General features: G+C 37.3%; 6 protein-coding genes. All 6 read right to left on the bottom strand.

The window, feature by feature from the left end; translation table 11 throughout:
* Nucleotides 1–5: 5 nt before the first annotated feature.
* The 6 genes from pglX to ACH8E3_RS02170 all read right to left on the bottom strand — a co-directional run bounded on the left by pglX (nucleotide 6) and on the right by ACH8E3_RS02170 (nucleotide 13757).
* Nucleotides 6–3599, bottom strand: a complete 3594-nt coding sequence (gene pglX / locus ACH8E3_RS02195) for a BREX-1 system adenine-specific DNA-methyltransferase PglX (protein WP_458630966.1) — start codon at nucleotides 3597–3599, stop codon at nucleotides 6–8.
* A gap of 18 nt (nucleotides 3600–3617) precedes the next feature.
* Nucleotides 3618–7199, bottom strand: coding sequence for a BREX system P-loop protein BrxC (gene brxC / locus ACH8E3_RS02190; protein WP_458630965.1), 3582 nt, complete (start codon nucleotides 7197–7199; stop codon nucleotides 3618–3620).
* A 30-nt stretch (nucleotides 7200–7229) separates the two neighbouring features.
* Nucleotides 7230–7805 (bottom strand): DUF1788 domain-containing protein, encoded by a 576-nt coding sequence (locus ACH8E3_RS02185; RefSeq protein WP_458630964.1) that lies wholly within the window; start codon nucleotides 7803–7805, stop codon nucleotides 7230–7232.
* Nucleotide 7806: 1 nt separating this feature from the next.
* The gene (locus tag ACH8E3_RS02180; protein ID WP_458630963.1) at nucleotides 7807–8400 is read right to left on the bottom strand and encodes a DUF1819 family protein; all 594 of its coding nucleotides are present in this window, start codon (nucleotides 8398–8400) and stop codon (nucleotides 7807–7809) included.
* A gap of 78 nt (nucleotides 8401–8478) precedes the next feature.
* Entirely contained in the window at nucleotides 8479–8730 is a 252-nt protein-coding gene (locus tag ACH8E3_RS02175) for a helix-turn-helix domain-containing protein (protein WP_458630962.1), read from the bottom strand.
* A 110-nt stretch (nucleotides 8731–8840) separates the two neighbouring features.
* Nucleotides 8841–13757, bottom strand: coding sequence for an AAA domain-containing protein (locus ACH8E3_RS02170; RefSeq protein WP_458630961.1), 4917 nt, complete (start codon nucleotides 13755–13757; stop codon nucleotides 8841–8843).
* Nucleotides 13758–13890 lie beyond the last annotated feature (133 nt).

The following is a 13890-nucleotide window of genomic DNA, read 5'->3' as shown; positions in this document are numbered from 1 at the left end:
CTCCCTTAAACCTTTCCAAGCAAATCTATTTTCGCTGACTTTTTGCCTTCATTAGCAACCTCAACACCTTGGAATTTCCCATAATTGACTTTTACTCCGTCATCAAGATCAATTGAAATACGTTTGTGTGCAATATGAGCAATGGCTTGATCATATATTCTAGTTTCAGAAAGTTGTTTAATAAGCTTCCCTTTCTGCTTAACCGCTTTTGCTTTATCACTTGCTGATGCGCTACTTTCTAATACCATGTCACAATGAGTAATGGCATTTTCAATCGCAGCTTGAGTTTTATGCAAATAGTCAGTTCGCACACGCCCTACAGTATCCTCATTATAACGATGTATGTAGATGAGTGCCTTGAAACCATTCTCTTTTCCACTGTCAAACAGCCAGTAGATTGGTCTCTTTTGATAGACTTTTAAATGGTCTTTGTAGAAGTCTTTGAGGAAATAGTTGCGGATCACTTCACGAGAAGTATTACCTTTAATTCCAAGTGCTTCTGCAATAAAGTCGAGGTTTTCTTCTAAAGTATCAGCACCATACACAACTTTTACAAACTCTACTAATCGAGCGACAATGTCATCGTTAAAATATTCTTCATCCGTAATTGGTATAATATTATCATTATCAGGAATGAAAGTAGAATATTTTGAATCATCCCACTCTCCGCCAGCATAAGAAAGTCCTTCTAGATCAAGACTGTAACGGCCGAGCATACAGCCAACGGCGTAGGAAACCAAACTTTTAATGTCTTGTTGCAGATCTGCCTTTCTAATAGTTATTTTTTTTTCTTCTACTTCTGGTGTCATCTCTTCCCTCAAACCGTAGATATCTAAAAAAATGTAATTTAGTTCCTCTTCATTAAATTTGAGTTGGTTGAATTGTTTTTTTGTTATCTGCTCCCATTCTGCAAAACAATGAGATATTCTTGAATTCTTCTGAATAAGTGGGTGTTTCTCAAAGTCCCAGCTTGTTTCAAAACTATTCCAGTCATCTCTTGAAAGTTGAATGTTTTTACTAACCAATTCATCAATAACGGATTTTTTATTGTCTTGTATAATAAAAGGTAGCGAGCTTAGGTTACCGGGCTGAAACGAAATAGTAGGATTAAGGACATTTATAAATTTACTAGCTATCTTAGAATTAAGATAACTAATAATATAAGATAATAGTTCATCACTTGCAAAAGCTGAGGATCCTTTATCATCAAAAAGAAAACCAATTTCAACTTTTCGAATTGAAATTTCAGCACTCGATAAAGCAGACCACGTCAATCCCTTTTTGAAAATATAATCTAAGTTATAATTATGTGATCTTATTTTCCCCGTATTTTCATCTTTATAGCTTTGAATCTCGGCGCCATCATTTTCCCAATTGACTACTAGGTCTGTATTTCCATACCAACGTCGAAATTCACCACCTTTATTATAAGGAAACCATTTCAATCCTGATTCAATAGCTTCTTTTCTACTCGAAATATTTAGTCCGATTTTATCATAATTAACTTCTGACCAAAATCTTACAAAGCTATTATTATTAGCTGTTGCCATTCCTAAGCGTGTTGTTAAATATTTTGACAGCTTATCTTCTTTATGAAAAATCTCAAAAAAACGCTCACTCACCCAATAAGCAATTGGCATACCTGGGATTTTCTCAAAGTTCTCTTGCTTAGAAGTATAGGAATCTATATTGTTTATAAATCTCTCCAAATAAGCTTCTTTTTTTGCTACTTCGCTTTTATAGTCCACAAGTCTTACAAAAGAAGAATTGTAATCATTTACTTTTCTATTTCGATAAACAAATGAAGTGGCCTGTACCACTTCACCACTGATTTCTTCAAAAGCTCTTGCTCCTAAATGCACCATATTGACTAAGTTGAACTGATCTAATTCCAATCTTAACTTTTCATAGCTCGATAAAAACATCCAAGAATGCATCGTGATCATGGCAGTCAATCCCGTATTTTTAGTTAGTTCTAGACATTTTTCAATAAATACCGCAAACATATCTGATTTACTATTAGGAAAATTCTTTTTTACATATTCCGAAAGTTTAGGTGACATATCCGAACCTGAAAAATAGGGTGGATTTGTTAATACTACATCATATTTATTCATTAATATTTTCGCTTGTTTTATTAACGCTGGTAATACATTCGAAATATTACTAATCCATACGGACATAAACAAATCCTCTGCACCAGATTCCTTAATTCCCTCGACATAATTTAGCAAGCCATCATAATTATGTTTTTCTACATCTAAAACAGAGCCGTATTCTTTACCATCTTTGAAAGTCTCAATCAAATAATTAGCCGTAATCTCGTGGTTTTCTTCCAAGGAAATTTGACCTGCACCCTTTTCAAAATGGTCAAGTCCATTGCTCTCTTGAATAGCACATAAATTAGGTGAAATCTCTCTTGTTAGAAACCGTCTATCGTACTTTCTGCCTTTCATCATCACAGCGAAATATGCCAGTTGATAGGCTCTGTCATCAATATCAAGTCCATAGAGATTATTGGCAATGATTAAACCTGCTGCATCTCTTTCTGTATATCCAGAAGTAACATAAATTTGCATTAGCACTTCAAATACATAGACTAGTATATGACCACTACCCATACAAGGGTCTAAAATTTTCATCTCTTCTAACTTTAAATTTCTATACTCTTCCTTTATATTTATTAACTCTTCTATAACAGTTTGCTCTTGTTCAGCATCTTCGAGGTAGTACTTCCACTGAGATTTTAAATTATCATTAGGACGACCCTCTACCCAAAGTCTACCTACTGAATTTTCAACCATATATCTTACAATCCAGTCTGGCGTAAACAACTGAGTTTTCGCTGAAACATCTTCTTTTGGTACCTTCTTTTTCCCATTGTAAGCATCTACGGCTGCTTTTGGCTCTGTATTGTAATACTGATACATCCAGCCAATAATCTCGACGGCTTCCAAGAAATCCTCTTCATCGATTTTAAGAAGATCACGCACCACACCATCTTCATTGGTATAGGAAATATCAAATAAAATTTCTGTATAATCATTATTTTGCTTAGATATATCCTCAAAGAGCTCCGGCAATACCTTCCCAAGCTCATTGCATTGCTTAATAAAAAGCATTCTGAAAAGCTGATCCATTTCATTTTTTTCTTTTAATGAAATGATCTCTTCTATTTCCTGCTGTGATAACTCTAAGTCAATATTAGGGGCTTGTGTTACGATATCAGGTTCAAATTTACCCTTTGTCTCACTTGAAAGTACTCGAATACGAGAAGGCAGATAATCATTTATCTCCATGAACCTTACTGCTATAATTCTGTTAAACCATGTGTAGGCTACTTCTTCCATAACAAGGTCATAGCCGTTTTCTCTATTCTTAATTTTATTAACAAGGTTCTTCCTTTGTTCTAACTCTTTACCTGAAAGCTTTGCGGTGGTCCCTATATAGGTAGGAAAAATTGCAAACCCCTCGCCTTTACTGATTGGCTCTGTGATCTGATCTTTCATTATACCTATACGTCCTGCCTTGTCTTTGACTGATGCAATAAGTTTTTTCCTAGCCTCAATTGAGAAGTTTTTAATCGCTGTCTTGTTCATTTAGTGGTTCCCCCTCTATTACATCAATAAATTGATTACGGTATCTTCACCTTCTCCAAGCTCTTTCATGATTCTTATCTTCACAGACTTTAAGAACTCGTCAATATCATTTTCTTTTTCAATGGTCACTGTTTTTTCAGGCGTGATCAGTCTTAAATTTATGTTCTTTGTTTTTTTAGCAACGTATTTGACTACTGTTTCTTTCCAAACATCCACTTCTTCTTCTTGATCTTTTTCATTTAGCTCAGCCAATGTTTTTTCATGGTCTGAAATTTCATTTAGGCAGCGCATTTTAAGTGCGTCACTTTCATGGCGGATATTCTTTACAGCTGCCACTTCATTGGAATGCTCTAGTTTCTCTCTGAGTTCAGCAAAGCGCTTGGTGAACTGCTCCTTGAACTTTTCTCCAAATGTCTTTTGATCTAGAATATCCATTACCTGCTGATGATCGATAATGATCTCAGCACGAATAGGCGCAGCCTCATTCTCAAGTAGTGTGATGTGTAGGTCTGCAAACTGCTCCAGTAATGAGGGTAGTTTGTGAATTTCACTATATGGCGAAGCTTTAGTCGCTACTGCATTGATACTTTCAACCATATCGATAATTTGCTTATCCACAACATAAGTCTTGCTATTGTTAAAGATATCAATATACTTCCAAGCCTTTGCAAGAATTGTTTTCTGTTCGCCTTCAAAGAAAGTGATAACTGGCGCAGTATCTTCTGCCAACTCCAATAATTCATCTTTATGGGTATCAACAAACTTGAAAAACTCAACTGGATTTGAAGTATCCATCATTTCTATTAACTTATCCTTCGCTTTTGTCAAAACCAATTTACCAGGGAAACGACTTTCAAGTCGATATTCAACCAACAAGTTTTCAATGTCCCTTATTTTATTTCCAGCCCTTGTTTTAAAGTTTTTCATTAGCGTGTCATCTTCATCGCTAACTACGGTCATGGAGAACAGATCCTTCATCACTTCTTTAACAGACTTAATCTGTCTTTCAGTTGCTCTCTCACGCTTTTCAATTAATAATTTATCCGAATACTCCCGCTTCGTGATATATTTGACAAGCTCATTTCCGTCTGTATCTATTGGCGAGATATTCTTGCTATTTACAGTAAAGGTCACTTTCCCTTGCTTGAACAGTATCGCCACCAACCACTGGATATCTAGTTCCACAAATCCATAGGGTGCCACTGAGAATCGATCTAGGAGACTCTTCATAGAGGTTTTGGCATGACGAAGAGAAGCTAATTCTATAGCTCGCAACACATCATCAAGGGCAAGTTTATTAGCCACGTTATCCTCAATATTTCCAAAAGCCATTTGATTGCTAGTCCGGAATATAGCATCAATGTCAGATAAGGTTGGTGATGTTTCCATATAAGAAAGCTTGTTGTATCTTGCATTCACTAGCTTACCTAAAGCATCATTGATTCTGCTCGCAGGATCTTTCGTCCCAATATTCGCTTTATCCCCATTCACATACATATCAGCATGCTTTAATGCATCTTCTATAAAGATGCGGATACGCTCAATCTTTTCAATTCTTTCTTCTTCCTTCGCTCTCTTGATGCTATCAAAGTTCTTGGCCAATGCCACACCTTGCTTTGTGAGAAACTTTGTGATTTTCAAAGTTTCTGTGATCTCATCTAGAAATGTTGCATCGTTGGGCAAGTGTATTAAGACATTATTTTCGCTTATAGAGATCATTCGTAGCATTTCAGTGTTATACTCCAAATCACTATAGGGTGTAATAATTCTAACACCAATATCTGCTGACTGATTACCCTTATGGAACCTACCATCTACATTTTGATTATAAGAGAAATTGTATCTTGCGTTGTATCGGTACTTTGGTTCTTTGATCAAATCTTGGAAAATAATACTCATCACTTCATTGATGATTTCACCAAGTTCAACATTTTCATTCTGGATGGCCTTATTGATGTCTTGCTCTTCGTTGGTCAAAAACATATAAAGATCACCGTTCTTCTGAACGAGAGTCTGCTTACTCAGTCTTACAAGTGATTCCTCTACTTGCTTTCTAAGGGCTATACGATCCTCATCAATTCTAGATACCATAAGGGTTGTGATATTCTCAACATTTGCTTTAATCTCTTTAACATATTTAATCATGAACAGCACTTTAAGAAGTTCCACATCAAGGGCATTTAATCTGCTGTTATCTTCTGCTTGTTTAATGACGATTCTATGGGTATGGTCAATGAATTTATCAAGGGCATTATAAAATATATTAAAAGGTACTATGACACCTTCTAAATCATCCATAAAGCGCATTGCTGATTCCTTGAATAAGGCAATCATGGAACGCTCTCCCTCGGCAAGATGCTTGCCAGAAGCTCCGTGTGTTCTGATCGCAGTAAGTACTTGTCCTAACAGGTTAAACTGATAAGGGATGAATGGGTAGACTGAAGCAAATTCCTCACGATCCGTGTAGAGCTTTTTTTCTACTTCATCCGTAAAGGTAATCAGATTCTTAATGATTGACTCTTTCTGATCATATAATAACTGCAATGTAGACATTGCAGTGTCTGTCTTTGCAAGGATTCTCTTTCGGATAACTTCACCCACATTAGCACTCGAAAGAGACAATCTTGTATCGAATCTTCCTTGAATTTTAGAAAAGTCATTACCTTTCACTGAAACGACCGAATCAATATCTTGCTGACTGGTTACAATCACCCACGCTTTACCACCACAAGCAGTCCCTAGGTCTTCGGTCACTGTCTGCAAGTTGAGCATTAATCGGCTATCCCCTGCGATGTATTGTCCAATTTCATCTACTAAGAATACAACGTGATGATTTTTCCCTTTGCTTTCGCAATATTTTCTAACCATATTGGCAAATTTCTCAATGGATAGAGAATATGTATCGGCTGCTTTTTCACACCATGTTCTTGCAGCGTCCTCACTCATAACATCTAGTGAAATTAATACTTCAACGATCTCATCTTGTATGAAATAAAATTCTTCCCTTACATCTTCCCATTCTCTACCTGAAACTTCTGAAAATTTCAACTTGAAATGTTCGAATTGGCCACTTTCTGTGAGTTTACGTTCTAAATCAGCAAGGAATGGTAGCGAGCCACAGAATCCTTGCATTTCATTGAAGACCTTCATAAAAACATCAATAATTGCGTCTTTATTCGATTTGGAATCGGCCTCACTTTTTGAATCAATATTAAATAGAATAACATCCGTTGTTATGTTTTCTGCCAATTTGATATCAGCAATAACCATAGAGTCCTCTATTTTATGACCCTCTGTAAAAAAATCTATGGCTCTCTTCCCGTTCACTTCTTTATTTTGCAAGAGATATGATAATATTTTCAGAAAGTGCGATTTACCGCTACCAAAAAAACCTGAAATCCAGACACCCATTTTGTCTGTATTGCTGTTAATCCCTTTCTTATAGCTTTCAAAGAAGTCTCTAAAATGTTTCGCCAGTTCTTTTGTAACAACATACTCGTCAAGTTCCTGAAATATATTATCTTCGTCATCTTGACCTACTTTAATGACACCTTTAATATCTCGATCAATTGGTTTTACAAACATATCTGCAATGCGCATTTCTTATCCCCCCGAGTCTAATATTATGCCTCATACAAGATTGAAAGCTCTGTAATAGTTATCATCTTTAATCGTTCCAAAAAGTTGCAAATCCTGTCCCGAGTATTCACCAGGAAAGAACATAACGACTGGCACACTATCTAATACCTGATGTAAATTATTGAGTACATTGTGAGAACGGACAAGCGGGAAACACTTCCCTACACCCGTTATGAAAACCACTGAATTCTCAGGTGTGTTCTCTACAATATGACTCACAATTACATTTGCTTTACCAGTCAGCTTTAGCATTTTAATAATCGCTTCATAGGTGAAATCAATGCCTTTCGTTTGTTCAAACTCAAAGCATTTCTCCAAATAGCCTCGTTCTTTCAATACATCAATGACAATATTATATAAATCAAACTCGACAATTTTCATGCCAATATCGGATTTGTTGATCTTTTCTTTTAGGTAGGTTATATGGCTTCTTACATAAAGTTCATCTTTTGGTGCATAGTCAAATATATAATAGCCCACCTCGTTACCAAGACCTTTATTCTTTAAAAAATCTTTATCTGTAATCTTTTCTTCAATTTCAGCTAACCTGTCATCAATATTTCTCATACTACGCTTCCCCCGTTATTGCGTTTAGATATGCTTTGAGATTGTTATCTTCCAGCACCTTTCGCAATTTATAGTCTACTGATGGTATGATGATTTTTCTTTCAGTACTTGCATCACTCAAAACACCCGCTTCAAAAAGCATCTTGGTGTAGCACTGTTTCAGATTCTTTATTGAACTGTCTGACCATCTTGACACAATCTCACTTTGAGCTTTCTTTTCGTCAAAGAAAGAATGGATGGCTCTATTTGTAATCAAATTCTCACCCAATATAATCGCATGTCTATGTACTTCATGCAGAAAATCAAAAAACAGTAGATCTGTTTTCAAAATACTAATCAGCACAAGTAACTTAACCGTTGCGATATCAGCGGTTGCAATTTGATTCACTAAGCAATCTGGCATAGCTCCAAGCCGCTTTACGACTACTCCAAATATTCGACGTTTTCTAGCATCTGCGTTGACCTGATAAAGGTTCTCTTCATAGGCCAATCTTTTAATTTCATCTTTACTTATTCCCTCAACCATTAGATTGGCTGTCTTTCTTGTCTCTAACAGCCAGAACAGTGTTGATACAGTACCTGCACTATATTCCATATTGCACACCCCTATCATTATATACTTTACACTGCCCAAAAAACGGACTGCTAATCGTTGTAGTAAAAATATGTTCAGCTATTTATTCTCAACATCGTAAAACGCAATAACATCCCCGACATTACACTCAAATAACTTACACAACTTGTCTATTGTTTCATAATCAATACGTTGTGTTTTGTCATGATATAAATTAGCAATGGTGCTCCTAGCCAGTCCCGTTTTTTCATAAACATCTTGTATGCTATACCTTTGGGTTCCCATCAAGATCGATAGTTTGCTTCTGATTGCCACACTAAACACCTCACAAGCTTTAGGATACTCTTTCATAACTATAAGAATAACGCACTAATCGGTTATCGTAAAGCGAATGCACTCTATTTCGAGTGTATTCTAATCTATGAGTTGTTAGAACAAAAGAAAAAGCACCGACTAGGTGCTTAATAAGCAGACTTCGTGAACCATGCCGGTTTTTTCTTTGAAGCCTGGCTGCCACTTTCAACGTATTGAAAAATAACTCCTCTTTTTGACAGATCCTTCATAACTCGATTGAGCTTCATATCGCCTATGGCCCAAAGAGCACCACCTTTTTCTCTTTTATCGATGAAAGAGATATTTTTTTCTTTCAAAAAGTCACATAAATTAAATGCTTCATCTACCACCTGACCTGGGCCTTTTAGAGTAGAATCATCAAAAAAAGATAATTGCATAACCGCCTCTTTCTTGGGTTCTTTCTTGGGTTTTGTTACCTCATTGTTCACTGTTATCGTGACTTGTGGTGTATCTACTTTGGTTTGGCTTATTTCCCCTTCCCGTCCCTTCTTTTTAGGTAAAGTCGTGTAATCCTCCTTCTGATTCTCCCATTCTTCCCGTATTTTAGCAGCCCGATTAATTACTCTGTTTTTAAGTTCATTCTCGTCATCTCCAACTTCCTTGCCATCCGTTCCCCTTTGAATTTGACGTGGAATTCCCATTGTTTCTAATTTTTCAAACACTTTTTTCATGGCCTGATCAGGATTTCTAAAAAACTCACCACCTCTGATCCGAACAAAAGTCCAACCCACTCTCTCTAAAATTGCTTGACGTGCCATATCCTCACTAATCTTCTCGATCCCATGCCACCTGTCACCATCACATTCGATTGCTAAGTGTTTGCCGCCCCCCTCTACAACCAAATCTATTCGGTAAGCACCAACCTTCCACTGAGGAACTACTTTATACCCTTCATTTAGTAATATTACGATGACCTGCTTCTCAAATTCGGATTCCAATTTGGCTTCGGCTTGTTTGAACAACTCCGATGCTGCGGTTGGATCACTAAAGTGATCTATCAATCTTTTACGTAAATCTCCATCTTTCAAATCAACTGAAGAGGTTAGGGAATGAATCAACCACATCTGATCACGTGCACGGCTTGCGGCAACATTATAGCGTTTCTTCATACGCTCTCCAGGGTCTGCAAGACGTCTAAGCGGACCTTCTCCTTTTGAAGAATGAACCATGGATAAGAATATAACGTCCCGTTCATCCCCCTGAAACTGAGCAGAATTTCCACATCTAATCTTCCGCTTGTGATACTCCGTTGTAGGAAGATACTTTTGTAAATGCTGATCAATCAGCACCGCTTGATCGGTACCTAACAATGAAATGACACCTATTGTTTTTTCTTGGTACTCTTCCTGCTCGATGGCTGCAAGAATAAGGGAAGCGATGGTTAGAGCTTCGATTGGATTCGTTTTAGTTCTGCTTTCTATCCCTTCCACTCTATAGTCAACCGTAAACGGCCTGGTCTGAACTTGACTTGAGTCCCTCAGTGGAAGGATCGTCCCCTTATACGATAGAGCGTTACTAAATTGGATAATAGGTTCCACACTGCGAAAGTGTTCCCGCAACTGTGTCATGCCAGAAAAGGATGTTTTGGCCAGATCAAAGATTGAAGTTTGACCATCATACAACGCCGGATTAGGGATACCATTCAGATAAATATCAATAATTCTCTGTACTTCATCGTGTTTTTGGCCAATAGCTTCAGGACTTACTTGTTCATCATCTCCCACTACAACCACTTGTTTACCTAAATATAATGCAGTTAAAGCCATTACATCCGCCTGGCTAGCTTCATCCACGATAACCACATCAAACTGATTAAATCTCGGGTCAAAATTTTCTGCAACCCGACTAATAGGCATTATCCACACCGGCACAGCTGACTGACATTGGGGCATTAATTTTCTTGCTTCAGCTAGCAAATGAGGAGCGCGGATCCCCTTACCTGCCCCCTTTTTCTTCATTAACAACTTCCAGCCATGTAGAGCATGTTGTTGCTGTAATGTTGTCTTTCCCTTCAAGGCAAGCCACGCTCTTTTCTCTACCAATTGAATCGTAATGCACTGAAATTCTTCCCGTATCATATGTAATTGACTGTGCAAATTATCAACCTGTAGATGGTTACGACGATTAAGCTCTCCCTCCAATTGTTTCAGGATCCAAACATCAAATAGGTCGCTAGGAGGTTGACTATGACCGTGAATATTACTCCGTTTCCTAATGTCTGTCGCCCAAACTGGTGCAACAACATCCAATTCCGTTAAAAGTTCATGCCTTCTTTTTATTATTTCATTCCTATCCAGAAGAGATTGTATTCTTTCTAAAGCTTGGACATAGTTCTCTACATGAAGTTGGTTTACCGCTTCCAGTAAGAACTTTGTGATTGCTGAACCGCTTGAGTGCTCTAGAATTGTATTCGATAAATGTAATAAACGGCTCTGCACCTGATCCCAATCGTATTTATTACTAAAAGAATGCACAATATGAATAAGGTCAGTTTCCACAAGTGATTTAATATGAAAGAGCTCTGAATATTGCCTTAGCTCAGGTTCTCTTAAGTGGCTTAATGTATTCCATTGCAATCCATTCTCTAAGAGATGAAGTAAGGTCGGACTCCATACATTGCTGTACCAACCAAGACATGACTCCATTTCACTCTTGTATTGTTCCAATATACTCTCGGGCTCTATCCCAAGTGAATCCACCGATGGGCCTCCAATGTCAGATACTTGACGTTCCCAACGTGATAATAGCTGTTTCCTCATAATACGATGCTCTGCTATACATAAGATTGCCTGGAAATGTTCTATTTCAGAAGGGAGCGATCCGTTCACTTTAAGTCGTTGTATTGTTTTATCCCAATTAGGGTTTACAAGACGATTGATAAAATTAAGCCTTTTCCCGCGCTGAAGTGACAATATGATTTCTTTTAATGTAGCCACTAAATCTTGATAATCCGTGATTCCGCCAAGGTCAAGATCGTATTTGTAATTGGCTGATTTAGCGAGTTTATGATATTCCAGTAATACATTAACTTGTTCTAGTAATTCATTCCAATCTAAGGCTCTTGTACCACCCTCTTTGCCAGCCATCAGTACTTCTAGCTTCCAAGCTGCATTAGTTGAAATCACAGCTACCGAATGAATTGCTTCTTTCAAAAGTTGTTCAATATTCCCTCTTGTACCGTCAGCCTGATCAATCCAAAGAGAATCATGAGCATCCTTGATACTATCCTGGAGTATGTGGTAGTCAGTAACCCATCGTTTAAATTCATCTACTCTTGTAAGTTGATTAGGATGAATATGCAAACTTTTAAATTCTATTTCATCTGTGAGGGATACAACCCCATTACTTTGGTAAAGTTCATTTATTTCTTCTTGGTTTAAGGTCAAAGCACTTCCCAATTCGATATACCCAGGTATAAGTGGAAGCAAGTGTTCACTTTTCTTAACAAGATGTGCCGCATCTATTGGAAGATACTCGTGACCCATGAAGACTATTGGAGTATATTCACTTTCTCTAGTAAGTTTAATGTCACGATTTATTCCCCGAATACTATCTAATAATTCAGCACGTCTATTCGTTAAAAGTTGAATCTCATTGTTATAAGCTCTTTCACTCATCGAGTTCAATCTTTCGGTAATAACATCTATCGATTGACCTAACTGTTTCTGTCCGCCACTTTCATCAATTACACTGACGCAAAGGTCTCTTAGCGGCTCAACCACCTTATCTCGAAGGACATGAAGTGCCTTTGAAGTGTGGCTTGTTACCAACACTTTCTTCCCTTCAGCTAGAAAGTGTCCTAATAAGTTTGCAATCGTATGTGTTTTTCCTGTACCCGGTGGCCCTTGAACCACAACAGAACCGTATTTATTTATTTTTAAAGCAATATCTAATTGCTCTGAGTTGGCGTCTTTTGTAAATAATATATCCTCATGCTCACCATTTACATTTAAGGGAGGGGAATCATAGTCCTCAGCTTGAACTCCTCTACTTAAGTCAATACCCGTAATACGAGTCACGGCTTCAGGTAAATATTTACTCTCATTTAAATGATCAAAAATCCGATCGATAGCATTAGCAAATCCATATGATCTTTTCCGTAAGAAAAGGATAGGATTTCTGGTTAGAATAGGTGTTCCTCTTTCACCTTCATGAGAGATTCTATCGGTAACCTCGTATGGATAAAACAACCCCTTCGCAGACAGTTGACTCGTTACCCTTTTCAAAAAGTCGTCAGTATCTTGGTGGTCCATTGGGGAACACTGCCTCTGTTCGAGGTCTTCCGTACACTTATTAATGGACGTGGCACTGACTTCTTGAACATCACGAAATAGGGCATTATAAAATTCAATAGGTTGATCTGTAGGAGTCAGCTTAAATGCTGGTAAATTAGGGTCAAAGATTAGTCGTACTTTCTGTAGAATTACAGGATGCATAATATTCTTGCCCTGAGACATCTTCCAATCGAGAATACCATCACCTAACATTAGTTCTACTTGTTCGTTCTCCCTCTCTATCCATGCATATAAAGCGTAGAGCCTCTCAAATACCTTCATTATTTGACGGACAGGCGTCTCATATTCCTTCCAATGTGATCTATCTTCAGACCAGTTATGGAGATTTTGAACTCTTTCTAAATCACTTTCGAAGTCTTCAATCATTCCTTCTTCTATGTCTACTTTTTTATATTCTATTATTTCTGGTTCATTCTCGATATTTTGCCAACCTGGCTTGATCCACAATAAAAGATTGGTTGGTGGTTCTGGACAGATGGTTATTTCAGGCCGCCGAATGGTGAAATACTCATCATCGGCATCTTCGATTAATTTGGAGGTTCCCTGATGCAGGAAGCGACATTCAATATCCGAATGATTTGGCATATCTTTAAACCAAAAGGTCCATAGTTGGTCGTGAACATTCTTTTCTACAGGGTTCCTTAGCTGATCTAATGCTTGTAAGTATTTAAATATTTGAGTTATCTTTTTTTTCGCTGCTACTTGCTCTTCTTTATTAACCCTTGTCATGATTTTAACCTCCACACACACTATAATAAGATATCCAGATCAATATCCCTTTTCGTTGACGGTAGACAAACATAATAATATGTATAGGATATTCTAAGTAATTGCTATATATAAGTCACAGAATGAATATATT

This window comes from Paenibacillus sp. CMAA1364 (genome assembly GCF_054373195.1).
The sequence above is the reverse complement of the archived record's forward strand: the minus strand, read 5'-3'. Positions and strand labels throughout refer to the sequence as shown.